Source organism: Gimesia aquarii, from assembly GCF_007748175.1.
GTDB lineage: Bacteria > Planctomycetota > Planctomycetia > Planctomycetales > Planctomycetaceae > Gimesia > Gimesia aquarii_A.
This window is the reverse complement of the sequence record NZ_CP037422.1, coordinates 5,810,566-5,836,270: the sequence shown is the minus strand read 5'-3', so window position 1 is coordinate 5,836,270 and position 25,705 is coordinate 5,810,566. Positions and strand designations below refer to the sequence as shown.

20 protein-coding genes and 1 tRNA gene are annotated in these 25,705 nt (G+C 44.2%); 9 read left to right on the top strand and 12 right to left on the bottom strand.

Annotated elements, in window-relative coordinates:
* Positions 1-43 precede the first annotated feature (43 nt).
* Positions 44-703, top strand: coding sequence for a hypothetical protein (locus tag V202x_RS22110; protein WP_145179012.1), 660 nt, complete (start codon positions 44-46; stop codon positions 701-703).
* A gap of 20 nt (positions 704-723) precedes the next feature.
* Entirely contained in the window at positions 724-1,566 is an 843-nt protein-coding gene (locus tag V202x_RS22105; RefSeq protein WP_145179011.1) for a sugar phosphate isomerase/epimerase family protein, read from the top strand.
* Between the two features lie 63 nt (positions 1,567-1,629).
* On the opposite strand, the gene glmM is transcribed toward V202x_RS22105, so the two are convergent.
* The 3 genes from glmM to V202x_RS22090 form a co-directional block, all read right to left on the bottom strand.
* Positions 1,630-2,979, bottom strand: coding sequence for a phosphoglucosamine mutase (gene glmM, locus V202x_RS22100; protein ID WP_145179010.1), 1,350 nt, complete (start codon positions 2,977-2,979; stop codon positions 1,630-1,632).
* A 110-nt stretch (positions 2,980-3,089) separates the two neighbouring features.
* Complete coding sequence (locus tag V202x_RS22095) at positions 3,090-3,776, bottom strand: lysophospholipid acyltransferase family protein (RefSeq protein WP_145179009.1); 687 nt, start codon at positions 3,774-3,776, stop codon at positions 3,090-3,092.
* Between the two features lie 12 nt (positions 3,777-3,788).
* Positions 3,789-4,787 (bottom strand): sialidase family protein, encoded by a 999-nt coding sequence (locus V202x_RS22090; RefSeq protein ID WP_409996689.1) that lies wholly within the window; start codon positions 4,785-4,787, stop codon positions 3,789-3,791.
* A 486-nt stretch (positions 4,788-5,273) separates the two neighbouring features.
* Between V202x_RS22090 and V202x_RS22085 the strand changes: the two genes are divergently transcribed.
* A complete protein-coding gene (locus tag V202x_RS22085) occupies positions 5,274-6,575 on the top strand; it encodes an O-acetylhomoserine aminocarboxypropyltransferase/cysteine synthase family protein (protein ID WP_145179008.1) in 1,302 nt (433 codons plus the stop codon).
* Positions 6,576-6,770: 195 nt separating this feature from the next.
* Positions 6,771-6,843 (top strand) — tRNA-Lys (locus V202x_RS22080).
* An 81-nt stretch (positions 6,844-6,924) separates the two neighbouring features.
* Here the strand turns inward: V202x_RS22080 and V202x_RS22075 are convergent.
* A complete protein-coding gene (locus tag V202x_RS22075; RefSeq protein WP_145179007.1) occupies positions 6,925-7,395 on the bottom strand; it encodes a hypothetical protein in 471 nt (156 codons plus the stop codon).
* A 100-nt stretch (positions 7,396-7,495) separates the two neighbouring features.
* Positions 7,496-8,515, bottom strand: coding sequence for a DUF1559 domain-containing protein (locus tag V202x_RS22070; protein ID WP_145180735.1), 1,020 nt, complete (start codon positions 8,513-8,515; stop codon positions 7,496-7,498).
* Positions 8,516-8,850: 335 nt separating this feature from the next.
* Here V202x_RS22070 and V202x_RS22065 point away from each other — a divergent pair, with 335 nt between their 5' ends.
* The 3 genes from V202x_RS22065 to V202x_RS22055 all read left to right on the top strand — a co-directional run bounded on the left by V202x_RS22065 (position 8,851) and on the right by V202x_RS22055 (position 11,589).
* Positions 8,851-9,372: a sigma-70 family RNA polymerase sigma factor gene (locus V202x_RS22065; RefSeq protein ID WP_145179006.1), complete on the top strand. Its 522-nt coding sequence runs from the start codon at positions 8,851-8,853 to the stop codon at positions 9,370-9,372.
* Positions 9,373-9,385: 13 nt separating this feature from the next.
* Positions 9,386-11,041 carry a LamG-like jellyroll fold domain-containing protein gene (locus tag V202x_RS22060; protein ID WP_145179005.1) on the top strand — a complete coding sequence of 552 codons (1,656 nt, stop codon included), beginning with the start codon at positions 9,386-9,388 and terminating at the stop codon, positions 11,039-11,041.
* Between the two features lie 347 nt (positions 11,042-11,388).
* Positions 11,389-11,589 carry a cold-shock protein gene (locus tag V202x_RS22055; RefSeq protein WP_144985863.1) on the top strand — a complete coding sequence of 67 codons (201 nt, stop codon included), beginning with the start codon at positions 11,389-11,391 and terminating at the stop codon, positions 11,587-11,589.
* Positions 11,590-11,755: 166 nt separating this feature from the next.
* Here V202x_RS22055 and V202x_RS22050 read toward each other — a convergent pair whose 3' ends face one another.
* The 3 genes from V202x_RS22050 to V202x_RS22040 are packed head-to-tail and all read right to left on the bottom strand — an operon-like array spanning position 11,756 to position 17,332.
* Complete coding sequence (locus V202x_RS22050) at positions 11,756-14,134, bottom strand: aminotransferase class III-fold pyridoxal phosphate-dependent enzyme (protein ID WP_145179004.1); 2,379 nt, start codon at positions 14,132-14,134, stop codon at positions 11,756-11,758.
* A 9-nt stretch (positions 14,135-14,143) separates the two neighbouring features.
* A complete protein-coding gene (locus tag V202x_RS22045; RefSeq protein WP_145179003.1) occupies positions 14,144-15,817 on the bottom strand; it encodes a hypothetical protein in 1,674 nt (557 codons plus the stop codon).
* Positions 15,818-15,844: 27 nt separating this feature from the next.
* Positions 15,845-17,332, bottom strand: a complete 1,488-nt coding sequence (locus V202x_RS22040) for a hypothetical protein (RefSeq protein ID WP_145179002.1) — start codon at positions 17,330-17,332, stop codon at positions 15,845-15,847.
* Between the two features lie 182 nt (positions 17,333-17,514).
* Here V202x_RS22040 and V202x_RS22035 point away from each other — a divergent pair, with 182 nt between their 5' ends.
* Together V202x_RS22035 and V202x_RS22030 are read left to right on the top strand one after the other, a co-directional pair.
* A complete protein-coding gene (locus tag V202x_RS22035; RefSeq protein ID WP_145179001.1) occupies positions 17,515-18,240 on the top strand; it encodes a FadR/GntR family transcriptional regulator in 726 nt (241 codons plus the stop codon).
* Between the two features lie 60 nt (positions 18,241-18,300).
* Positions 18,301-19,125, top strand: coding sequence for an HpcH/HpaI aldolase family protein (locus V202x_RS22030; RefSeq protein WP_145179000.1), 825 nt, complete (start codon positions 18,301-18,303; stop codon positions 19,123-19,125).
* Between the two features lie 4 nt (positions 19,126-19,129).
* Here V202x_RS22030 and V202x_RS22025 read toward each other — a convergent pair whose 3' ends face one another.
* The 4 genes from V202x_RS22025 to V202x_RS22010 form a co-directional block, all read right to left on the bottom strand.
* A complete protein-coding gene (locus V202x_RS22025; protein WP_145178999.1) occupies positions 19,130-20,569 on the bottom strand; it encodes a DUF1501 domain-containing protein in 1,440 nt (479 codons plus the stop codon).
* Positions 20,570-20,608: 39 nt separating this feature from the next.
* Complete coding sequence (locus tag V202x_RS22020; RefSeq protein ID WP_145178998.1) at positions 20,609-23,467, bottom strand: DUF1553 domain-containing protein; 2,859 nt, start codon at positions 23,465-23,467, stop codon at positions 20,609-20,611.
* 257 nt (positions 23,468-23,724) lie between these two features.
* Complete coding sequence (locus V202x_RS22015; protein ID WP_145178997.1) at positions 23,725-24,243, bottom strand: hypothetical protein; 519 nt, start codon at positions 24,241-24,243, stop codon at positions 23,725-23,727.
* Between the two features lie 84 nt (positions 24,244-24,327).
* On the bottom strand, positions 24,328-25,626 hold the full coding sequence (locus V202x_RS22010; protein WP_145178996.1) for a DUF1501 domain-containing protein: 1,299 nt from the start codon (positions 25,624-25,626) through the stop codon (positions 24,328-24,330).
* Positions 25,627-25,705 lie beyond the last annotated feature (79 nt).

Sequence of the window (25,705 nt, the reverse complement as noted above, 5' to 3'; positions counted from 1 at the left end):
GCTTTATTCTATTTTATCTGACTTTCACCAATGAAATGTCTCCATGAATTACTTTGCACATGGAATGAGATTTGTTGATCGCCCCTATTTTCTGACAGGAACCGCCCTGCCCGATTTGCTATCAGTCGTCGATCGTCGTGTCCGACTGCGGCGAAAAAATGTGCTCCCATTCACACAAGATGAATCATGGATCCAGTCTGAAATCGCCTCTGGTATCAAACAACACCTTGATGACGACCATTGGTTTCACTCGACTCAGGGTTTTTTGGAAATCAGTACCGATCTCTCTCTGATGTTTCGTAAACTCTTTGTCGACGATCAATACGCACGCGTCGGATTTCTGGGACATATCGTGACGGAACTGTTATTGGATACAGTTTTAATGGAGCAAAATCCAGGATTGATTGATCATTATTATGAAGCGTTTCATCAAATCGATTCATTAAAAGTAGAGATTGCTACAAATAAAATGGCCACCAACAAAACCGATCAGTTAAAACACTGGCTCATCCACTTTTATAAAGAAGGTTTTTTAAAGGATTATCTTGTCCCACAAAAAATGTTGGTACGCTTGAATCAAGTTATGAAACGAGTCAAACTACAGCCATTACCTGGAGAAACGATTCCAATACTGAAAACCGGCCGCGGGATCGTCGAAAAACGTCTCAACGATTTATTGCCGCCCGAACATTATGTGTCTTAATTGATTGAAAGAAAACAACTATGAAGTACGGCTTGAATATGCTGCTTTGGACTTCCGATGTGAATGAGTCGCATTTCGGACTGCTTGAACAGATTAAAGGCTGGGGATATGACGGCGTTGAATTACCTGTTTTTGAAGCCGACGAACAGAAATTTTCGCAGGTTGGAAAAAAACTATCTGAATTAGGTTTAGAATGTACCGCCGTCACAGTTTGCACCCCTGAAGAAAACCCGATCTCCAGTGATGCGAAAATCCGCGAAGCGGGGTTATCTCGGTTGAAACGTATGATTGATATGTGTGCCGCTTCAGGAGCAACTCATATGTGTGGCCCGATACACTCTGCTCTGGGTGAATTTTCTGGTGCAGGAAGAACAGCCGATGAATGGAATTATGGTAAAGAGACACTCGCCAAAGCAGCCGACTATGCACAAGAGCATGATGTGATGCTCGTCTGTGAATATCTGAACCGTTTCGAATGTTATTTCTTAAACTGTGCAGAAGACTGTGCACAGTTTACGCGTGAAGTCAATCACCCGCACCTAAAAATGATGTATGATTCGTTTCATGCCAATATTGAAGAGAAATCCATTACTTCCGCAGTCAAGGCATGTGCCGATCAGATGGTGCATGTGCATATCTCTGAAAACGATCGTTCTACTCCTGGCGAAGGTGGAGTGAACTGGGATGAAACGTTTTCTGCTCTGAAGGAAGTAAACTATGATGGTTGGTTAATGATTGAAGCATTTGGGTTGGCATTACCAGAATTGGCAGCAGCAACTCGAATCTGGCGAAAAATGTTTCCAACCGAAGAACATTTAGCAACCAAAGGACTGGAATTCATGAAAACCCGCTGGGAAAGTTGAGTTTCGATGCTTTGATTTAATAGAGAGTAAACATCGTGCTGAATGTTTACTCTCTTTTTTTATTCAAGCAACAGCTTTGTCTACAATTTCCATCGCCGATGCGCAAAGCGCTTCCGCATCATCGATTAGTGGTGCTTCTGCAATTACCCGAATGATAGGTTCTGTATTACTGGCTCTGACTTGTACCCAACGGTCATCCCAATCCAACCGCAGGCCATCACCCTTTGATGCTGTTGCAGAATCAAAATGGTTTTCAAGGGCGTTGCAAGCGTGATCAACTTTTTCTCTGGGACAAGTGATCTTGTTTTTGACGATGCTGTATTGAGGTAATGCATCAGCCCATTCACTCAAGGGCTTTTGGGAACCAGCCAGGCCTGCCAGAATATAAGCCATACTGACATAGCTGTCTCGTACATAGCCTACTTGAGGATCGATCACTCCCCCGTTTCCCTCGCCGCCAATGATTGCGGATTCCTGTTTCATTTTGGCACAGACATGGGCTTCTCCAACATATGAGCGGAAAAAGGGGCAATTATACTTTGCTGCGATATCTGCCGTGACTCGACTCGTTGAGCCATTAACGACAATCGGTCCGGGAGTTCTTGCTAGAACATAATCTGCGGCCAGCGCTAAAGTAAGCTCTTCTCCTATATAGCGACCTGTTTCATCTACAATTGCAAGACGGTCCGCATCAGGGTCTTGGGCAAAACCAGCGTCCGCTTTGTGTTTGACAACTTCTTCACAAAGAGAGGTGAGGTTTTCTTTGAGAGGTTCTGGAGTGTGTGCAAACTGACCATCTGCCGTGCCACCGAGAACAATGACTTCACAGCCTAGTGCTTCCAATAATTGAGGAGTAGCAACTGCTCCTGAACCATGATTGCAATCCAAGACGACTTTGAAATTTTTTTGTTTTGTCTTTTCAATATCGATCAGTTTTAAGACTCGTTCAATATGAGGTGCTGCCGGGTCATCATAGAGTTCTAGTTTTCCCAACTTGTCCCAGGAAACATCGTTGAAGGTTTCGTGATTGAGTACATCAAGTAGTGCTTCACCCTGTGCTTGGTCATAGACAGAACCGGCTGCTGAAAAAGGCTTCAAACCATTCCAGGGAATGGGATTGTGACTGGCTGTAATTTGAATTCCACCAGCGGCCTTCAGATGTGTAACAAGAACGCCACAGGTGGGAGTCGTTGCGATGCCAGCATCAATTACACGACAACCTGTCGCTATCAACCCGGCAATGACCGCATGACGTACCATTTCACCACTCGCCCTACCGTCACGCGATAGAACTACCGTCCCTTGGTTGGCTAATGTTCCCACTGCTGATGCAAATTTTGTTAAATATTCAGGAGTTAATCCATTTCCGACAACACCCCGTAATCCAGAAATACTGAGAATCCGTTCCGACATAATTACACCTGAAAATTAGGTTGAGTCAAAATTCAATCATTCAAAAGTTGTATACTCTGGAAAACCATAGTTAAGCTCGCTTCAATTGACAATCCCTGTCTTGAGAGAAATCAATTTGTTCTTACAGGATTTATCCACTCCTCGGCTTGCTGCTGGCATTCAATAACACATTGCCTCGTGAGCTCCAATAATTCTTTTTCTGCACCTCTGTCGCAGTATTGCTTGATCAACTCTGCAGAAATTGGTTTGCCAAATACAACTCGCACAGGTTTCAATCGAAGAAAATAGGCTCCGCGTGGCAACGCGCGAAACGCCCCTGCAACTCCAATTGGATAGATTGCACATTCAGTTCGCTTTAATAAAGCCAAAAAACCGGGTTTGAATCGTTGGACTGTTCCATCGTCTGAACGCGTACCTTCTGGAAAAATACCGACAAAGTTCCCGTTTTCTATATTCTGAATGGCAGCACGAAAACTTTGTGAACTTGCCGCCTTTCGACTAATGGGAATCACGAATTCGCGACGCAGGAAACAACCCAAAATTGGTATCCGAAATAGAGAATCACGTGCCATGAAGCTCACCGGACGGGTAAGTGGGAGACCAATTAGCAAGGGATCGAGAAAACTCTGATGATTACTGATCATCAAGCCTCCTCCCTCTACTGGCAAATGCTCTTTTCCCCGTGACTGGTAGCGCAGCCAAAACGCAAAAAAAACTTGCAGGATCCATTGAAAAAGAATCCAGAGAAAATTTCTGCGATTACTATTAGCTGTCGAAACTTGTTTAATTTCTGCCAACTCCGTCGCCTCTCAATTTATCTCTTTGAGATTCAGCTTGGCAGGATCCAGGACAACATGTTTGATCAACTCTCGCTTCCAGGTATAGGTAATATGTACTTTTCCGTCAGCCGTTTGAATGACTGCGGGGTAGGAGTACTCACCTTTTTGGTTTTCAAGAACAAGGCCCGTTTTCCAGTTTTTTCCATCTGAAGAAATTGCGACATGTAAAGGGCTTCTGCCTTTCGTTGTTGGGTTATACACTAAAAGTGAACGACCATCTTTGAGTGTGACCGCGTCTGTACCGCTATTGGGATTGGGAAGCGAAGTGGCAGTGACTTCACTCCAGGATCGCCCATTATCATCAGACCATGCTTCGACAATTTTACCTAATCTCCGACTTCGGCAGAGAATTTGTAAGCGATCTCCATACCGAAGTACGGACGGTTGAATCGCGCCAACTTTATGGCCATCGTTGAGTGGGCCAGTCCGATGCCATGTCTTTCCTAAATCGGGAGTCCACTCCATCTGTAACTGCCAGCCATCATGTTCCGTGCTCGCGGGACACAAAAGAGTTCCATCAGACAGAAGAAAGGGCTTATTTTTTACTGGACCAACAAAACCATCCGGTAAGCGTGTCGCTTTACTCCAGGTCTTTCCGTGGTCGTGAGAAATCTTCAGCATCCCCCACCATTCACTTGGATTGGGTCCCACTTTGTAAAAAAGCAATAAGGTCCCCGGTTTCGTTTGAAATAAGACAGGGTTCCAGCAGGGCCAGCGATGATTAGCGTCTTGGATGCCATCAGCAACACTGACGGGTGCCGACCACCCTGCCCCTGTGTTGCGGGAAAGCCAGATTTCCACATCTCGATTTTTTTCTGCGGTGCCACCAAAAAATGCACAGACTAATCCTTCTGGTGTCTCTGCAATCGTCGAAGCGTGGCAAGAGGGAAATGGAGCTTCATTATAAACAAACTCTTGCATCACAAGCCCAGGTTGCTCAGGAGTCGTTGCTTGGGGAGCTTTTCCCATTAACGCTGTTTCAGCAAAAAAACCAAAGTACATAGGAAACATAAGAATGATAAACGCTTTTACAGATTGCAAGCGGGGCATAGTTGTACCTTCTTTGCTAAGGGCTCATACTTCGGTTTCAATCAACAAATGAAAAGCTCAGGATATCATTCATTGTAGAGGAGTGGAATTGGCAACGAAAATCTAATCTAAGTAAAAAGAGAAAATCTACTCTTTTTCTCAAATAGATGGGCTTAATTGAGCTTTTGTAAAAGCAAGGTACAGTATCGAGATACTAGCGGGCGAATTGTTTTTTAAGCTCAACATCGATAGGATGATAGATCACTTTACGGGCTGTTTCCTATTGCTCGTCTTACTGGAATTGTCTCTCGTTTCGTATGAAATAGTGTGAATTTCTCATTTCTATTTCATCACAAATGAAGTTACTAAAATATCTAGTTGAGCTTGAAAAGCCAAATTATTTCCCATAGCAAGAAAGTAAATCCAATGGATGCCGAAGCATTGAAATTAGCAACTCTCTGTCTACATGGTGGCCAGGAACCAGATGGTACAACAAACTCACGGGCTGTTCCCATTTATCAGACAACTTCTTACACTTTCAACGACACTGATCACGCGGCCAGACTTTTTGGCCTTCAGGAATTCGGGAATATTTATACGCGGCTGATGAATCCGACGTGTGATGTCTTGGAAAAGCGACTAGCCTTACTGGAAGGTGGTTCTGGAGCTTTAGCCGTCGCTTCCGGGCAAGCTGCTGAGTCACTCGCGATTCTTAACATTGTGGAATCTGGACAGAACATTGTCTCTTCGTCCAGTTTGTATGGGGGAACATATAATCTGTTCCATTACACCTTTCCAAAATTCGGTATCAAAACCAATTTTGTGGACCAGAGTGATCCTGAAAACTTCAAAAAAGCAATCGATGACAATACCCGATGTATTTATGTAGAAGCAATTGGTAACCCGCGCTGTGATATTCCCGATTTTGAAGCCATTTCTAAAATCGCTCATGATGCAGGGATCCCGTTAATTGTTGATACAACCTTGGCGTCGCCTGCATTGTTACGAGCTTTTGAGTACGGCGCAGATATTGTGGTTGCTTCTTGCACAAAATTCATTGGCGGTCACGGTACTTCGATTGGCGGTATTATTATTGAAAAAGGCGGCTTTCCTTGGGATAACGGAAAATTCCCTGGCTTGACCGAACCCGACCCCAGCTATCACGGTCTTAAATTTTATGAGACATTCGGAGGGATGAATATCGCTTATATTCTCAAAATTCGCGTACAATTACTCCGCGATTTGGGACCGGCAATGAGTCCTTTTAATGCGTTCCAGTTCTTACAAGGCTTAGAAACTCTCCATCTGAGAATGGAACGTCATAGCCAGAATGCGATGGCAGTCGCTCAGTTTCTGGAAAGTCATCCTAAAGTTTCCTGGGTGAACTACTGTGGTCTCGAATCACATCCTTCATTCAAAATGGCGCAAAAGTATTTACCCAATGGATGTGGTGCCGTATTTGGATTTGGAATTCAAGGCGACACACCGGAGCAACAACAGTCGAATGGAGTTAAACTGATCAATAACGTAAAATTGTTCTCCCATCTGGCAAATGTGGGCGATAGTAAATCTCTGATCATTCACCCCTCCAGTACAACGCATCAACAATTGACTCCAGAAGAACAATTAAGTTCGGGAGTCACGCCCGATTTTGTGCGGTTATCGGTGGGAACAGAAGATCAAGCAGACTTAATAAACGACTTGAAGCAAGCTTTGGATCAGATCTAATCTCACATGCTTCGCCTAGTATTCAAATTCTCCCAGGAATCGACTGCGAAAATCAGTCGGTTCCTGAATTTCAAATAAGTTTGTGGATGTTATCAGCAGAGTCGGACGATAATTCTTTGTATCAACTCAGAGAAGGCACATTGATTCGCTTGTCGAATCATTTTACGAGAATTAAAATAAATCAACTTGTTTATCGCCCTTGTAGCTCAATTGGCAGAGCAACTGACTCTTAATCAGTAGGTTCTAGGTTCGATTCCTAGCGGGGGCATTGACAAAGCCTTAGTTCAATGTGAACTAAGGCTTTGTTTCTGAATAGGTTTCCACAGTGAATCGTTTCGACCCATATTATTTACTTTGACTTCAAATCAATGTCGATTTTATTCTCGCCCTCTTTAATGGTATATTCAAGTCCGCTGGTTGAATGTTGCTGATATTTAACAGGAAACCTCGGTTTGGCTGGTGCAACATCCCCCCCCTCAAGCATTTCTTCTGCAGACATTTCTTCGGTGTTTTTACCAACCGTAGGAGGTTGGATTAATACTTTGTAACTGCCTAAGGGAAGTTCTGATTTCCGTTCCCCATCGCGAGCCCATGTAATGGAGTAATTTCCATCCGCATCAGTCTCACCAAATGCAGCATATCCGGCGTCCATTTTCATAAAGAGTAATTGTGTCCCTTCATCAATGGTTTTTCCATCAAGAGTCAACTTGCCATTGACGCTCCCCATAGGACCGTAGTCTGTTTTGCTTGAGCATGCCGAGAAGAGGAATCCCATCAAAATAATCAATAATGAAGACATAGCAACACGCGACAAATACATGAATATAATTCCTTTATGATCACAAAATTCAGACGCAGATTAACTTAGTATTAATAACCAAGTAACAAATGAAGTCGTCAATTTCATTAAGAAATCAGACCTAGAATTCTCCAATTGGTTGGCCATCATCACGTGTGGCTAACTGCTTTAGAGTTTCAAGGTGAACGTTTTCACTGAGAAACCGCACTGAACCATCTGCGAGCAGAACCTGGACTCCTCCAACATGGAAAGACATCAAGGGATTATTGGCACCTACATTACTACCCATACCAGGAAAGAGTTGATTGGCAAACGGCTCTTGGTTAGGACTGTACCTGACAGTGGTCAGATTGAAACAACGTTGATCAGAATTTGCTGCAACTGGTTGAAGATTAGGTGGTGTACCAGTTACCCGAAGTCCCATCAGCCAGCCGTGTGTGGTGCCAGTCGCTGCCAGCTTGGAGTACGTTCCGGCAATAAGACGTTCAAGTTCTCCATTCGCCTCTCCAATCATGATGGTGTTACTCGAGCCATCAGTGCAGTCGCGCAACCGTATCCCTTTATTTGGAACGAGCATCCCTCCACCCGAAATCAGACCAAGGCTACCATCATCAAAAATACGACTTTCAGTAAATGTCGTTGGATCAGCGGCTCCTGTGATACCGGCATAATGAGCAAAAGGACAAAACGACCCATTTCGAACTGCCAGAGTTGATGAAGGACATGTGAATGCGGGGATACGCCCTGCTTGATTGACAATCACACGATTTAAATCGCCTGCGCTGCCAGCACCTTCATTGACATAGCCAGGGGACTCCCCTTCCCATTCCATTGAATTATACATAGTGGCGAGGTCCATGAATGGTAAGATTAATCCATAAAAACTGGGACCAAAACTATGGCCACTGCCGCCATTACGCGGTACACCGGAGTGAACACCTCCTGGAGGAAATTGTGAAAATGTTTCATAGTAGTTGTGCAGGCCAATTCCAAGTTGTTTCAGGTTATTTTTGCACTGAGATCGACGCGCCGCTTCGCGTGCCTGTTGAACGGCTGGTAGAAGTAACGCAATTAGAATGGCGATAATGGCAATGACGACCAACAATTCAATGAGTGTGAAACCACGTACACTTTTTCTCATAATTAATAATCCCAGGCCAAAAAAGAATCCACCCCTTAGAAAATAAATAAAGGTATTCGCTTATCCATCGTGATAATAAAGTGCAGAAAATCCAAATGGGGTGTATGTATGGATCTTTCTCCTATTCAAATTCTCCTCTCGAGTTTTGTATTCCCCTCAGATTTTGTGAATATTTGATGAATTTGTTGGAATTAGTCAGTAAATTCATTAATCAAAAAAAAAACGAAACATTTCCGGGGGAATTGTGCGTCAATTTGGAGAAGAAGGCAGATAGTTCACAACATGCCGATGAGGTCGATCAACGGCGCCAGTAATCTCCTTATCAATGTGACTCGATGAAGCCTTCTGGAAATGTTTTTGCCAAGTTAATGGTCACTTATGATCGTGAACTGTTACGGTATATAATGATGCTGATCCCTCGTCGGGATGATGCAGAAGAAGTGTTACAACGAACAGCACTTGTGTTGTGGGAAAAATTCGAGGAATACGACCAAAATAGAGAATTCCTGCCATGGGCAACTCGTTTCGCCTATTTTGAAGCGCTTAATTTTCGTAAGGAATGCGCCCGTAGCAGGCTGATATTCAGTGAAGAGATCATGTCGCTGCTGACTCAATCACGAAAAGAACAAGAATCATATTTGAGCCAGCGGCGTTCTGCACTCAAACAATGTCTGGCTGAACTTTCCACAGAAGATCGAAACATGCTGGAGCGAAGATATTCAGATTCATCAACGATTAAGTCACTGGCTGAGGAACAAGGACGTACTGTCAAAGCACTCTATCGACGGCTAGACCGAGTGCGAAAATTAATTACTGATTGTATCGAACGCCGAGTCGCTTCGTTGGACAGGATATAAAGGATCTTTTCAAATGCCAGCATCAATTCCTGATGAGCAAATCCCCGAAAGTGATGTCGATCTCATTCGACGTTTACTTGATGGGCATATCTCCGAGGAAGAGTTTGAGACAATTCAAATCCGCCTCCAGTCTGATACTGCTTTTCGAGATCAATATGTCCAGTTAGTCGACCTTGAAACTGCGCTTTATGAAGAATGCTCAGCACCGAATTCCAGTACGCATTCATCTGGTATCGTACCATTAAAAATTCCGCTACGGCTGAAATCCAATAGAAAATTCATCGTTATTACTCTCTGTACTGTCTGTTTTTTGTTTGTTCTCTCTTTCTTAATAAACTCAGTTTCAAATAATGCTCTCCCTCCCAGAAAGAGGCTCACTGAAACTCCCAAAAAAACAAATCCTAGTATCATTTACACTTCGAATAATAATAAGAAGAAAGAAACTCCAGATATTGCAATTTTAACTTATGTTGAAGGAATCGATTCGAATGAATTGAAACTGGGGCGATGTTTTAAGGCTGGTACGCTTAAAATTCCTCATGGAAAAATCAAACTTGAATTTTTCAGCGGGGCGCAAATTACGATTATTGGACCGGCAGAGATTGATATGATCTCAAGGTCGGCTGCGACTCTACGGTCAGGAAGGGCAACCGCACAGATTCCTGAATCAGCAATTGACTTTGTTATCAATGCACCTGAGGCTGCTGTTGTTGATTTAGGAACAGAGGTTGGAATTCAGGTCGATCAAGATGGTTCAACTGATATCGATGTGATTAAAGGTAAAGCAAAAGTCTCTATTCTCGGAAATGATGGAAAGTCCATCGCCAGTCAGAATGTAAATGAGTCACAACGCGCACACGTTGATCAAAACAGAATGGCTATCAGAAACAAACTCGACAATTCTACAACTGTTGTTGAAACTCCATCGGTAGCCTTACCGGTGAGAGAGGATTATGTAGACGCGATTAAACAATCAGAGCCTCTGGTCTACTGGCGTTTTGAATCTGAAGACCATGGGCAGGTTCGTAATGAAATGAGTCCTCAATGGCCAGCCAACCTCATTCGAAATTTCGATGAGCCAAACAGTTTACAGATTGTCGATGGTTATGCTCGATTTAATCTCTCGCGAAACCCTCGCATGATCATGTCTGCAGATCCATTTCCACTTCTTAATGAAGGACCTTTTTCAATCGAGTTTTGGTTAAAACCAGATCGATTATCACACATGACTTGTCTGTCGGTCGTTCAAGAAGATGACGATGTGGGAATTAAACATCTAAACGTTATTGAGATCATGACTAAACGACACCTTTCACATCTTGTACACGATCTCGGCAACATCCGTTTTCTCCAACGATATCCTCCCAGCCCTGATGGATTTACTGGGGCAAATCTCTTCTCGAAAGAAAGATGTACTCCTGGTCAATGGATGCAGGTTGTTGTCGTTAAAAAAAATGATATGCTTGAGATGTATATTGATGGAGCAATTACCAGACGCGTTTTTATAAATGTGGAGAATGAGCCATCAACTTACAAGCTATATCTTGGTCAACTCAGAATTGTGAATACACTGCGACAGTTTGTTGGTGCGATTGATGAATTCGCGCTTTACAAACGAATCTTAGGTCCGGAAGAGATCTACAACCACTATCGCTTGATGTTCTGGTAACGATAATCTGAGTCTGTGACTTGCTAACTTGTCTTTTTTTCGTGGTTAGTAGCAGTACGAACGGAAGAGAAGAATCACTTTAAAGCGGGCCTGTCGCCCTTTACACTTAGCCAGTACCCAGTATAATGCAAATGTCATGGCAGTTCGTGACGAGCAGAGACAAGGTGTAGGTATAACCGACTCTGAGTCGTTTTTCTCTTCCCGCTTCATTCTGCGTAGCAGGGCTTCTACGTAAGTTTTCGCTTCAGTTTTTTGTTGCTCTATCTGCTTTTTGTTTTTTGGGACTACGGGTTTGCTATACTTTCAGCGTGACCGTATGTCATAGGTTTTTATGTTGGAGCGCAGAAATGCCACAAGGTAAAATCAAGAGGTTAGTTTCAGATCGCGGTTTTGGCTTCATTGAAGGAGAACAAGGTGACTTGTTTTTCCACCATTCTGAAATACAAGGGTTAACTTTTGAAGAACTTCAAGAAGGTCAAATGGTTGAATATGAAGTTGGTGAAGGCCGTAAAGGTCCCTGCGCTACATCTGTCCGAGTTGCCGAGTAATCAGTATATCCTGATTACTTTATTATCGACTAACAAACACCGCTGGATTTTTTATTCGGTGGTGTTTTTGTTTGGATGCCACAAGCTACTGTCTTGAATTAGGTAAATCGGTGATTGAAAACTATTGTTTGCTCAATATGATGGCTCGCGTTTGAATTTAATGGAGCTAAGTCAGCCTCGCAAATCCTGTGTGTTTTACTGGGCCACCAATCCGTTTTCGAATCTCTCCGTCTTGGATTGCAGTGGCAAGTTCTGCAAATACTTCATCTAATGCGGCAAGATAGGCTTCGACATGTCGTGGCTCATGTGCAAGGCTTGCGTTAAAAGCACCACCGGCAAGAAAGCCGTGATTCAGCATGCGAGCAGTCATTAATGTAGTCAGTGCTGCTGCTTCTGGATGATCGAATGTCAGTACCGCCATCGCTGGATGACCTCCCGTATTAACAGGTACTTTGTGCTTACATCCAAGTTTTTCCCAGCCTTCAATGGCGAGAGATCCAATATGCGCCAGATGAGCAGGAATATCAAATTCCATTTGTTTCTTTACGCATGCTACTGCTGCGGCGGGTCCCACACCTTCTGTCCAGAATGTACTGGAGATAAATGATTCTTGTGCGGCTTGCATGACTGCTTGTGTTCCAATGATTGCCCCGATGGGAAAGCCATTACCGAGTGCTTTGGCGAAGACCGCTAGATCCGGTTCAACGCCATAATTACGGTGTGCGCCACCTAGGCAGAGTCGCCAACCACTTGAAATCTCATCGAAGATTAATGGTGTATCAAGGCGATCACAGCGCTCACGGACGCCTTCAAGAAAATTTGGATCGGGATCTGTTTTTCGAGTTGGTTCCATTACTACCGCAGCTAATTCATGACCGTGTTTCGTAATGATTTCGTCGAGTTCATCAAGTTTGTTATAATGGAACGTCAACGCGGTACCCGCTAAATTGGTGGGAACGCCACGTGGTTCAAGGCCCGGTAGAAGGTGACCGGTTAAATGATCGATTTGTTGTTTTTGGTCATTTTCATTTACAGTTAAATTTGCGGCGAGATACCAATCATGCCAACCATGATAGCCGCAAATTGCGACCTTATCGCGTCCAGTAAATGCGCGTGCGATACGAACCGCAACAACCATTGACTCACCACCCGCGCGAGTAAACCTTGCATTTTGTGCCCAGGGATGAATTTTGAGCAGTAATTTTGAGAGTTCTAGTTCGTCAGCCGTTTGTAAAGTCGCCATCGATCCAAGAGTAACACGACGAATCACAGCTGAATTCACATCTGGATCACTGTAGCCAAGAATACAGGCAAGAATTCCACCAAGGCTCATATCGATGAAATGGCGTCCTTCGATATCAATGATTTCACAGCCTCTGGCTTCACGATAGTAAGCAGGCCACTGATCTGGCGCAAACATTTCTGGTCGTTTACTTAGTAATTGTGTACCACCAGGGAAGATCTCTTTTGCTTCGCGATAGACAGCTTGTACGTCCGGCGGGTTTTGAGTCAGCGGTAACTTGAGCAGTCGTCTGGCTCCCAGGCAGAAGACTTCTTCCACATCCCCATCAGTCAGATGCTGATTTTTGCATGCCTGCTTCAGTGCCAGTAGTGACTCGATCCCGAGAAGCGTTGGTTTTGCAAATCGAGAGTGGCTGAAATCTGGTCGAATCTCGTCGAGCCATAAAAAACCATCTCCCAGGTTGACACAACGGCTGCGCATTTCCGTAACACAAAAATCGGCACCAAAAAGGAGTCGGGTGGGACCAAAAACTTTCAGAATCGCCTCGAACGCCTCTGGTTCACATACGGCAGAAGTATCAAAATAAACGTTTTCCAATCCTCGTAATGAAGAGATACCTTCGACTGTATGGCGACCACAAAAGCCACGTGCTGCGTGGGCAAGAATCAATTTCGCACCAGGATATCGCTCGCAATGCTGACGAATGTATGTTTGGTTTGCAGGCTCTGCCAACGCTCGTGGAAGCACCATATGCAACATGATCACCAGCTCATACCGATGCGCCAGTTCCCAGGCCCATTCTGGGAGAAATTCTTCCGTGGGTGCAAATAGTGTGTCTTCTCGTTCGGCAAATAAGTGATATACTTTGAATCCAACAAAACCATCTTTAACGACTTGTTGCTCAACTGCTTCTGGCTTTTGACGTGGTGTGACAATCATCAGTCCACGCGAATCTGGTGACTCTTTCACCTGATCTGCCAAAAACTGGTTTGCCGCTTCAACATTCAATGTACGTGTGGGAAATGGAAAAAACAACCCCCCTGTTGGACACCGTTCCGGCATCCAGAGTGAAAGTCTTTCATCATATACTGCCCGAGTAACTTCAGAAGGCCCTGCCGCCGCCAGTGGTGGAGTCAGTGTTCCTAGGTCGGCAGTACGCCAAAGATGTGCATGTGCATCAAATGAATTTGGTGGAACAAAACTCTTTAACTGTTGATCGAACAGTTTGAGATCTTCATCATTGATTGTTGCCCAGACATATGGATTGATTTCATTAGCAGCTTGACTCACGGATGCGTTCATAGTCTTGCCTTAATTCTTTCCAACATAAACAGCATATACTTTGGCACTATTTGCTTTTGGATAACTCACTTTGACTGAGATGTTCCTATTGGCAGGTAACCAGTCATGTGAACCTGGCCAGATCACTTCGAGATGTGTGCCAGATTTTTTGATTTGAGCAGCATCTTTACCAGAGAATCCAGCGAGTGGCTTAGCGCGTTCGTCAAGCAATTCAACGGTGAGAGGCGCAGTTGAAGAGACCCCCTCTACATTCACAAAAAGTTTAGCATCACCTCGAATTTTGAATGGTGCTGTTGCAAAATACGCAGCAGAATCAGAGACCTTTCGAGCAAGATAGCCGAATCCATCGCGCCGGAGTGTTGCGAGGCCAATTTCCATATTTCGTAGTTTGCCACCAGTATCCCAATGTGAATACCACATCATTGTTTGATCACCGATATTCGCAAAAGCATGCCCCTGCAGAAGCGCAGTATTGTCCCACTCATTTTTTTTGCCTCGCGAGATTACTTTGTGATCTGCGACTGGCTCTCGAAAATGAATCCCGTCGTTACTCACAATCAATCCCAAATCGACGGTGACGCCTTCATTCCAATATTCGCTCTCTTTTGGTTTCTTTGTCGCATCCTGCCACATGCCATAAAGCCCGATGATTGCATTACCGCGATTCCAGAGCCCCGCTCCCATGTGTGTTTGTTGGCCAGTGATTGGTTTGGCCGTGAACTGACCTGGCCTTGCAAAAGAAGTTGCTTTCGCTCGTGACCAATTTTTGAAATCAGATGAACGGTACGTGAGCATGACCCGCCCGATATCACTTCCATCCATTCTCCATGTCCATGGAGAGATCAACTGTCCTGTGGCGTAATAAAATCCATTGTAGTGATACAACCCTGAGACTTCGAAACGTTCGCCGCCAGCATTCATGGGACGGTCTCCTATCACTTTCCAACTCAACCCATCAGCACTTGTTGCACTGATAAATGCCCCCCATCGTCTCTCATCAGGCCCAATTCGACTACGTCCACCTCGAACATCATCAAATGGTGGATGTGCGATATAAACGCATTTATAACGACGATTTGGATCAGGGTCTTTGGGATCGTACATTACGGTTAGAAAATCATTCACCTTAGTCAATGAAGGAACCGTAGACTCCACCAGGCAGATATTGTTCTGCTTGTTTCCATTGAATTCAACGAGTCCTAATTTGGGTTTGATCCAATTGACTCCATCCGTACTTTCGGCATAACACATGGGGCGCCACCAACCAGGCGCCTGCCCTGCTTTGATCTCGGTTTCGAACATCCCCAGATACCACATGCGAAACTTTCCATCCATTTGGAGTACACTTCCATAGAGTATCGCATGACCATGATCCGGTGCACCAGCAGGTCCACGGCGTAGAACAGGATTGGCAGGATGTTTCTTCGCTTCTACAGGAGTAAGTTGCAAATTATCTCGCCACGGAATCGCATGATCATCGAAAGAGAAAAAAACAGCCTCTTCCACCTCCGGACCACCTGAAACTGAGACACGAACTGATGATTTCAAGTTGTGCGCGTTTTGCGTTTCTCCTCTGACAGTTTGCGGACTGACCTGCAATGAAAAAACGAATAACACTAGCAGGAGTGTATGTTTTCCCCATGTGGGAACTAGAGATGCAACCTGCAATTGTAGTCTGTTCATTGGAAAACTTTCTGATTCATCTTAGTTCTAAGGGGTCCGGAGCAGAGGTTGGTCATTTTCAGGTACTACGAGTTTCTCGAGCATTCTCAAATCAGCCCCTGTTTTTTCATTGTTTGCGGTAGAGCTCTGGAAATGTGAGTGAGTATCTTGACCTGTCAGCGTTTGGAATTCACTAAAATTACTCTTCGTGTAAGTTGTTTTATCAAAGCGAAACAGGCTGACATCATAAATATTGTGATCTGCAATCCATCGCACGTCCCGCCACAAGATCACTTCTGATACTAAAGGCCCCCGTGACTCGGTGGCTGCAATGTAGTCATATCGCGCGGGTTTTTGTTTCGCTTTAGGTTCACTTCTCATCATCGAATTATGTAGTTTGACTTCTCCACCCGTTGCTTGAAACTTGAGCCCCTGCAACGTAAGTCGGCGTGCATCAAATCGTGAGTGCTTGGATACACGAACTTCATTCACATCGGTCATACGGCGAATATAGACATTATCGATATTGAGCGAACATGGTCGATGTTTTTTCTCACGTCCGGTGACATGTAGGGTTCTTGCTGCCGATGAAAGCACTACGGCATTGCTCAAAGAATATTGCCCTGTATCAAGGAAGTAGAGATCGAACCCAAGGCAATCACGAATAAAAACGCGATTGTAACTCGTCTGACTGTCTCCTGTATCACAGATTCCAGTTGAATTGCCAATCGAGACGAAACCGTCGACACGATATTGGGCTGTTTCGTGTGCGCTAATACCATCATCACCACACTCAATAGCACGAATATTTTCAAATAATACATCTTCACAATGGCCGTGAATGTTAAATCCATCGTTATAGGGATGTGTCGCTGTCAGGTTGCGAATGATTAAATGCGCATTATGATTTTCTTTGTTGCTGCTGAATTGTACGCCAGCTGATCGAGTGGGCACAAAAATATTCGCTTTGGCAAGCTCCATTCCCGGTGATAGCTTTAGATAGAAGTCACCGAATATTTTGTTTGATTCAGATTGTTTCCTGCTAACATCTTCTATGAAAGTCCACTCTCCAGATTCTAGTTCCTCAGGCTTTTTCAGAGGTGCACTCGGCCCTTTTGAAGTACGCCCCATATGATTCATCTTGCCGTTCCAGAGGAAAAACCACCGACTAATAATGGCATTGTTAAGATGGGGCAATAGGTTGCTGCAACGAAACAATCCAGGCTGAACTTCTTGCCATTGCCTTGGATCGAGTGGGTCAGAGCCTTCTAGTATTGCACCATGTCCATCAAGGGTGATCGGCTTACCAGGTTCGCCCTGCACTCCATAAAAACCGGCGTAGTCTCGGTAGACAATGGGAAGCAGGTGAATCGTGTCGCCAGGTTTTGCAATACGAATCGCCCGACTTATAGACTTTACCGGACCAAAGGTTGATGAATCATCGCCAGATGTTGGATCAACTCGGATATCGCGTGCCGAAAGAACTGAAGCCGACAAATGGATATTGAAAATGATCACGAAGATAATAAATCGCAATATTTGATCTCCTTGAGTCAAAACCAATTCAATAGTGTTGAATTTCAATAAAATACTATTATAATGAAAATCGCATTTCAACTATAAACCCTCTCTGCTTATAAAATACTGTATATTTAGCAATTTATTAAGTGGACTCATTGTTGAGGACTAATTAAATTCTTAATAAATAGGTTTTATTTATGCCTGAAGAACCAAGAAAAAACCTTTCGTATCAACTTTCAGAACGGATTCGAGAGTATATTGAGCAAGCTGAACTACCAGATGGCTCCTTGTTTATGACGGAAGCTGAAGTCGCCGAGCAATTTGATGTATCACGTGCTGTTGCACGTGAAGCTGTAGGACAACTGCGTGCAATTGGTTTACTTGAAGGTCGCCAACGGAAAGGACTCATTATCCGGCGTCCTGATCCCGTAAAGCTGTTTTCGGCCAGCCTACCATTTCTGGCAAAATCAAAGCAGGATGTGTCAGAACTTTCACGATTACGCTATGTTCTGGAAGTCGGTGCCGTTGAGCTAGCAGTAAAGAATGCAAGTCCCAGCCAGATAACTCAATTGATGAATATTGCTGAACAGATGAAAACAGTCATCAATTCCAAAACGCAAGTGAATCAGGGCAAGGAACTCGACATTGCTTTTCATTCACTGTTATTGGAAATGACGGGCTCAAAAATCATCGCTGGAATGCAGCGTGTTCTGGTAGACTTCTTTGGTAATATTGCAATCAGTGACTCTCTTGATGATAGCAGTACAGAGCGTATTGCCTGGGAGCATACCGAACTCGCAGAAGCGATTCGTGATCAGGATATTGAACGTGCTCGCGCATTAATTCGTATGCAACTACGTCACTACTTGCCGGAGGCAGAAAGTGAATCACAGCTTGATGAGAAAACAGCCAAAGTGAATTGAAATTTTATTCGACCATCAATAATCTACAAATTTAATATTCTGATAAGGAGCGAGTGGCAGATGAGATTGAGTCGAGTAAAAGCGAAATTAAATCGCGGGGAACCTGTACTAATCACGTGCTGTCACTTCACTGACCCGAGTGTTTATGAGCTTGTCAGCCTGATGGGATTTGACGGGATCTGGCTTGATGTGGAACACCATTCTACCAGTGGGGAAACAGCCGCATCACTGATGCGCGCTGCACGCGTTGGCACATCAGACATCATCGCGCGCCCGGCTAAAGGTGAATTTATGAGAATGGGCCGATTGCTTGAAGCAGGCGCACAAGGAATCATGTACCCACGGTGTGAATCGGCAGAAGAAGCTTTAGAATTAGTTCGTTGGGCAAAATTCGCTCCTGAAGGAGAAAGGGGAGTAGACGGTGCTAATGGTGACAATCCTTATTGCTGTATGCCGATGCCAGAATATTTAAAAACAGCCAACGACCACACGCTACTGATTGCACAACTGGAATCACCCAATGCTCTCGAACAAGCCGAAGCAATTGCGAATGTGCCAGGCATCGATGTGTTGATGCTTGGACCAGGTGATTTGAGTGTGATTGCCGGCATTCCTTATCAGTTTGATCACCCTTTGATCACAGATGCCTACCGCCGCGTTTCAGAAGCCGCAAAAAACACTGGGAAGTGGTGGGGAACAGTCAGCAGTACTCCAAAGCACACACAGATGTTATTTGATATGGGAGCAAAATTCATCTGTCATGGCTGTGATCTGATTATGGTCAAACAGGGAATGGAACGGATTCAAGAACGATATGCTTCGCTTGGTTTTACTTTTGACAATCGATTGATTGCGGAAGCAGAAGAACTAAAGAGCCAGTCCTGAGCGATCAGGAAAACAGATCTTTTTTCACATGTCCTTCAACATCAGTTAAGCGAAAATCGCGACCAGCATGACGATATGTCAGACGTTCGTGATCAACCCCCAGCAGGTGGAGCAAGGTTGCATGCATATCATGCATATGGACTTTATTTTCGATAGATTCATGACCAAACTCATCGGTGGCTCCATAGGAGAATCCAGATTTTACACCTGCACCACATAGAAAATGGGTAAAACCTTTTGGATTATGATCGCGGCCATCGGCTCCCTGCATAAAGGGATTTCTGCCAAATTCTCCTCCCCACCAAACTAATGTATCTTCCAGAAGACCTCGTTGCTTTAAGTCTTGAATCAGACCAGCAACAGGTTTATCTGTGGCTTTGGCGTGAATTTCATGACGTTGTATTTTGCTGTGCTGGTCCCAACGTGGATTGTTGCCATTGTCTGCATAGTTCACCTGAATGTAACGAGTTCCCGCCTCTGCCATGCGGCGTGCTAAAAGACACTGACGCCCAAAGTCTTCCGTTTCTTTCTGATCAATTCCATACATATCAAGTGTTGCTTTTGACTCACCAGAAAGATCCGTGAGTCCGGGTGCGTGTTGCTGCATGCGAAATGCAAGCTCATAGGAATTGATCACAGCAGACAACTCATCATCTTCTTTGTGTGTTTGCAGCTGGCTCTGATTCAATGACTGAAGAAGTGAAAGTTGTTGACGCTGCTTATTGAGAGACCATTGCTGATTTTTGATATTATTGAAGCGTGCTTCCCTGGCTGGTTGCCCTGCTCTTCCCAGTGTGGTTCCCTGAAAATGTGAGGGAAGGAATGCATTCGAGTAATTTCGTGGCCCCCCATTCGCTGAAGAGGGAGAAATTGTAATGAAGCCAGGGATATTCTCGTTTTCTGTTCCCAATCCATAGGTGATCCAGGAACCAACTGAGGGCATGATCAAATTTGTCGTTCCAGTGTGCAGAAACAAAGTGCTAGGACCATGTGCGACGCCATTAGTATGCATACTGTGAATGAAACACAGGTCGTCTACTTGCCGACCAATCTCCGGAAAAAGGTCCGACACCCAATGGCCACACTCACCGTATTGCCGAAACTTCCAGGGAGACTGCATGACCTTTTCTTTACCAAAAGTTCCAGTTTTGGCAATCGTGCGTGAATTCTTAAATTCCAGTTCGGCGCCATTTTTCTTTTCAAGCAGTGGTTTATAGTCAAACGTATCAACGTGACTCGGCCCCCCCTGCATAAAGATGAAAATGATCCGTTTGGCGCGAGGAGTAAACATCGGCTCTTGTGGTGCCAAGGGATTTTGAAGAGCAACACTAGTGGTATTAGCGCGGGTTTGCGAAAGCAAACCTGAGAATGCCAGCGAGCCAAAGCCACAAGCTGATGATCGTAATAGATTCCTTCTTGAAACAGGACGATTCGCATCCAACATGAAAGGCTCCAGATTTATGATTAAGTATTTTGCTGGTGATTATTTGATATATCGAAAATCAATACAGGCAATCACTGTTTGACAGGCTGCAGTCCAGGCTTCTCTTTCAGATGCTCCGCCTTTCAATTTTGCCTCGCTTAAAAACCGTTCCATCCCCATTTTTTCATTCGAATTGGGTAACCGCCCGAGAGTCATTTGAAACAGTGCGTCAATACGAGAAGATTGATCTTCGGAAAATTCTTCAATCAACCGTTTCGCAAGCTTTTGTGATTGATTGATCACAAAAGGGTTATTCATCAGATAGAGGGCCTGAGTTGACAAGGTACTTGTATTACGGTTTCCTACAGACAAATTGGGATCCGGAAAGTCAAATATGGCCAATAGCTCGTGCAATCGATTACGAAAGACGGGGATATAGACACTTCGATAATTATTCGTAAATTGATAACCATATTCTGATTTTGTGTTCTCTTTGATTGTCTGGTTTTGTCGAGAAAGGTCAAGATTTCCACTAACAAACAAAATCGTATCTCGAATTGCTTCCGCATCAAGACGCTTGTGATTTTGATGGGTTAACAGTCGATTGTCTGGATCAGCCGTACGTTGTTTCGCAGTCGATTCACTTGAAAGTTGATACGTTTTGGAAAGCACGATTTCACGAATCATCGATTTGGTTGACCACCCACTCTCAATCAGCTTCAAGGCTAAATGATCTAGTAATTCGGGATGGGAAGGTAACTCCCCTCGTGTGCCGAAATTATCGACAGTGCGCACTAAACCGACTCCGAACAAATGGCGCCAAATTCGATTCACATAAACACGAGCCGTTAAAGGGTTTTGTGGGTTGGCTATCCATTGGGCCATTTCAAGCCGTCCACTTGAGACTTTTGGGATCATGATAGATTCTTGTACCTGAGCGACAGAAAGAAATCCACGGGGGACTTTTTTTCCGAGATTATGCACATCACCTCTAATGAGAAGATGATAGTCTCCCGGTTGCTCGTCTTCATAAATGGACATGATTTCTGCAACTTTTGGTGGGGCTGCTTTCTTTTTGTTTGCGATCTCAAGTTTGAGTGACTTAAGTTGTTTTTTTGTCTCTTTAATTTTAAGCAAAGTGTGTTTGTATTGGTTTACCGCTACCTCTTTCTGCTTTTCAGAATCTTGACTGACCGGTGCCGAAATGAAACGAATGGCATCCACAATCACATAGCCATCAGTTCCTGCATTTGAAATAATGACTTCCTCATTTTTTGTACCAGAAAATTCAAATTCACCCAAAGAGGAGAATGCACCATCAGTCGGTTCGATTCTCTGGTTCACATAAACGGTATGCTCTCCTTTTGATGTTTTAATCGTGACAGGAACACGTGAGGCGCGAGATTCGGCAGAGTTATATGCCAACTGCACATCATAGCGGCCTGACTTGAGCTGCTTTGGAGAAAATTTAACCTGCTTTTTCCCTTTGGCAGCGTGCTGGTCGTGAATATAACCCTGGCCAACGTAGTCTTTAAAAAACGTCGATTTCTGCCAGTTTCCAACAAGTGTGGCAGCAGAATCATCAAGTGTGATCGTATTTAATTTCTGCTCTAATTTCTTCAAATGACTCTGCTTAGCTTTCTGAGCAGCGGTGAGTCGCGCCATCACTTGAATGTACTCATCTCTTGTACGCTGCTTCTCTGGCGAAAGCGGGAGAGGCCGTTTTGTCCAGCCGGAAACATTTCCGGGAGTTAAGACTTTTGTACTGCGAAAGATCCCGGCCAAAGCGTAATAATCCGTTGCAGGAATCGGGTCAAATTTATGATCGTGGCAACGAGCACAACCGAGGGTCATCGCCAGAAAGGCGCGACCTACAGTTTGAATCTGCTCGTCAATGACGTCCATGCGCAATTGTTCTTTGTCTTGTTGCTCATAATTAGTTGGTCCTAGAACCAGAAACGCGGTTGCAAATAACTGCTCACGTTTTTGTAAATAGTTGTTCGATTCCAGCAAATCTCCGGCAATTTGCTCCATGATAAATTCATCGAAGGGCTTATCCTGATTAAAAGCATCAATGATATAATTGCGGTATCTCCAGGCTGACTGGTATAGTAATGAGCGACCTCCACCCGTTGATTGTGAATAGCGGGCAACGTCCAACCAGTAACGGCCCCAACGCTCTCCAAAATGAGGCGATGCAAGTAGTTGATCAACTAGACGTGCCACAGCATCAGGACTCTCATCACTTAGAAATTGATCAATTTGATTCGGCGTTGGCGGCAAACCTATCAAATCATAATAGAGTCGACGTACTAAAGTGGTACGATCTGCATCGGGCGCTGTAGTCAGATTTTGTTTTTCCTGGGCAAACCGAATCAATCGATCAATATCTGATCGACTCCAAGCAGGATCAGAAACTTTGGGAAGGGATTGTTTTTTGACAGGTTGAAAAGCCCAGAATTGTTTTCCTTTTTCAATATCAATACTTTGCCTGACGATCTTGCTTTTCCCATCCCTTGGATCAGGGGCTCCCATTTTAATCCATGTCTCAAAATCAGCAATGATTTCCGGTGCCAGCTTGCCGGAAGGAGGCATTTCAAAACTCTCAAACCGGAGTGATTCTAATAGCAGGCTTTCTTCTGGCTTTCCAGGAGTGAAAATTGCCCCTGAATCTCCTCCCTTCAGAGTTCCAGCACGAGTATCGAGTAGTAATCCACCCCGAATCGACTTGGAGTTCGAAGCATGGCATTCATAGCAGTGTTTTATCAATACAGGACGAATTTTTGCTTCGAAAAACTCAATCCCTTTACTTTTTGACGAAGCATCTTTGGCATCTACATCTGTTACTGAGCCTACCGACATCATAACGATGAGAAACATTAGACGCACTGTGTAGAAAGATTGAACAGGCCGTAGCATCAATCACGCTCCAAGCTCGAAATCAGAACATATCTGCTCTTGTACAACAGAATCACATCAACTCATGTTTATATCAGGATTTAGGAGCAAAAACAACTCTTTTTTGTGATTGTTCAGAGCAAACTCGTCTACATTTTCTAGCCAAAATTCGATTTATAAAAAAATACCCCTGGTTCAAATAGTAGAACCAGGGGAGCGATCATGCTGATTGGCCAACAATTAATTCAGCACAACGAAGTCAAAACGACTCCATCGAATTAAGTATTTTTCTTCTTTTTCTTTTTTGAACCTTTCCCAGGTTTTTTGATTTTAGCGAGTTGATCGGCGGTCAAGATTTTTGAAAGTTTACCTCTGACTTCACCATTCAGTTTTTTCATTTCTGCCCCCACTTCTTTCATTTGCTTGCTCTGGTCATCAGAGAGCTTGAGAGCAGAATTAACGGCAGAACGAAGTTCCTTCCCTTTTTTACCTTCTTCTTTTGCCTGCTTCATCGCTTTACCACGGGCTTTACGCTGATCGGGAGTTAGAATTTCGCGATTCTTTTTCTGTAAGGCAACAAATTGAGGTGTATATTCCTTTTTTAGACCAGCAATCTTCTCTTTTTGTTCATCAGTTAATTCGATCGTTTTCGGTAAATTCAAAGCTTGAATTCTGACCGTTTGTTGTTTTTTACCTTTTTTCTTTTTGGCTTCTTTATCTGCTGCATTAACTGAAGCAACACAGGCAAAAATTAAGGTCATCGTCAGAAGCGCTTTTGATAGTTTCAACATTTTCATTCCCCCTCAGGAAATAATTTTATTACCGATAATGCCAGATCTACACATAGATATATTGGCTGAAATCTTGAAATCGTTCTAATGTTATGCAAACAGCTTATCGATCACAGATCCATCACGAACAATAGTGATGGGGCGTCCTGTATTCGTATGATATTCCTGTGTGAAATCGATACCGAGATTGTGGTAGAATGAAGCGGCAACATCGTCCGGAGAATAACCATCGTCAATCGGTCCAGTCCCTTTGTCGTCGCTCTTTCCAATAACCTGTCCCCCTTTGACCTGGCCTCCTGCCATTAACATAAACATGCAGCGGGGATAGTGATCGCGTCCACCACGTTCTCTATTGATTTTAGGAGTCCGTCCAAATTCCCCCGTCACATAAACTGCGGTCGACTCGAGCAATCCTTTTTCAGCAAGACCGTTAAAGAGCGCTGAGAGACCTGTATCAAGTGAAGGCAGTAATCGATTCTCCAGACTGTCCCAGTTATTTCGGTGTGTGTCCCAGCCGCCGGTGGAAACAGTCACAAAACGAACTCCCGACTCAACGAGACGTGAAGCTAACAGACAACTTTGCCCAAAACTGGATTCGCCAAATGGTTTCGAAAATGCGGGAGATTCTTTAGAGATATCAAACGCATCTCGTGCTCTTTTGGATGTGATGATTGAATAAGCCTGTTGACCAAACTGATCCAGCCCTTCAATTAACTGCGAATTCTTTTCTAACCCGTTGAAGGTTTGATCAATATCTCGTAACAGCGATTCACGGCGTTCGATGTTCTCAACTGTCAAACCAGAACGGAGAGAAATTCCTCGTACGTTGAACGGTTGGCCGGGACGAGGAGTCGCACCGGTATTGAGTGGAGCATACTTGACACCGAGAAAACCAGGTTTTTGAGTCGAATTGGGAATCGAAACATAAGGAGGAAGGTTTTCAGGTCCAGGGTTTTCTTTTGTAAATACGGCTCCATAACCTGGATATTCCAAAGAAGGCAAAGGACGATTACCAGTATTGACGTAAGAACGCCCTAAAGCATGCGCTGCAACAGAGTGCGAGACACCGCGTAGCAGTGCAAACTTATCCATACAAGAAGCGAGCTTTGGAAGATGCTCACAGATTTCAATTCCGTCAATGTTTGTTTTGATCGGATTGAATTCACCACGATACTCACTCGGTGATTCCGGTTTCAAGTCGAACGTGTCCATATGGGAGGGACCGCCTGGTAGCTCAATAAAAATAGCTGATTTGGCACCTTTTGGTTTTGTTTTTCCGGCATCGACCAGTCTTAAATAAGAAGAAAGTGTCAAACCTGTGAAACCGAGTGCACCGACCTTGAGAAAATCACGGCGTTTTACTCCATCACATGTCATTGAAATAGCCATTTGAATTCCTTTCGCATTGAATTGCCCAACATTTTTGGTCAGGCTTTAATTGTTTGTAGTTGTATTGAAATGAATCGGA

Bases quoted from the DNA above. Each gene is read 5' to 3' on its own strand.
- V202x_RS22110 (WP_145179012.1), top strand. From the start codon at position 44: ATGAATTACTTTGCACATGGAATGAGATTTGTTGATCGCCCCTATTTT.
- V202x_RS22105 (WP_145179011.1), top strand. From the start codon at position 724: ATGAAGTACGGCTTGAATATGCTGCTTTGGACTTCCGATGTGAATGAG.
- glmM (WP_145179010.1), bottom strand. From the start codon at position 2,979: ATGTCGGAACGGATTCTCAGTATTTCTGGATTACGGGGTGTTGTCGGA.
- V202x_RS22090 (WP_409996689.1), bottom strand. From the start codon at position 4,787: ATGGGAAAAGCTCCCCAAGCAACGACTCCTGAGCAACCTGGGCTTGTG.
- V202x_RS22085 (WP_145179008.1), top strand. From the start codon at position 5,274: ATGGATGCCGAAGCATTGAAATTAGCAACTCTCTGTCTACATGGTGGC.
- V202x_RS22075 (WP_145179007.1), bottom strand. From the start codon at position 7,395: ATGTATTTGTCGCGTGTTGCTATGTCTTCATTATTGATTATTTTGATG.
- V202x_RS22070 (WP_145180735.1), bottom strand. From the start codon at position 8,515: ATGAGAAAAAGTGTACGTGGTTTCACACTCATTGAATTGTTGGTCGTC.
- V202x_RS22065 (WP_145179006.1), top strand. From the start codon at position 8,851: ATGAAGCCTTCTGGAAATGTTTTTGCCAAGTTAATGGTCACTTATGAT.
- V202x_RS22060 (WP_145179005.1), top strand. From the start codon at position 9,386: ATGCCAGCATCAATTCCTGATGAGCAAATCCCCGAAAGTGATGTCGAT.
- V202x_RS22055 (WP_144985863.1), top strand. From the start codon at position 11,389: ATGCCACAAGGTAAAATCAAGAGGTTAGTTTCAGATCGCGGTTTTGGC.
- V202x_RS22050 (WP_145179004.1), bottom strand. From the start codon at position 14,134: ATGAACGCATCCGTGAGTCAAGCTGCTAATGAAATCAATCCATATGTC.
- V202x_RS22045 (WP_145179003.1), bottom strand. From the start codon at position 15,817: ATGAACAGACTACAATTGCAGGTTGCATCTCTAGTTCCCACATGGGGA.
- V202x_RS22035 (WP_145179001.1), top strand. From the start codon at position 17,515: ATGCCTGAAGAACCAAGAAAAAACCTTTCGTATCAACTTTCAGAACGG.
- V202x_RS22030 (WP_145179000.1), top strand. From the start codon at position 18,301: ATGAGATTGAGTCGAGTAAAAGCGAAATTAAATCGCGGGGAACCTGTA.
- V202x_RS22025 (WP_145178999.1), bottom strand. From the start codon at position 20,569: ATGTTGGATGCGAATCGTCCTGTTTCAAGAAGGAATCTATTACGATCA.
- V202x_RS22020 (WP_145178998.1), bottom strand. From the start codon at position 23,467: ATGCTACGGCCTGTTCAATCTTTCTACACAGTGCGTCTAATGTTTCTC.
- V202x_RS22015 (WP_145178997.1), bottom strand. From the start codon at position 24,243: ATGAAAATGTTGAAACTATCAAAAGCGCTTCTGACGATGACCTTAATT.
- V202x_RS22010 (WP_145178996.1), bottom strand. From the start codon at position 25,626: ATGGCTATTTCAATGACATGTGATGGAGTAAAACGCCGTGATTTTCTC.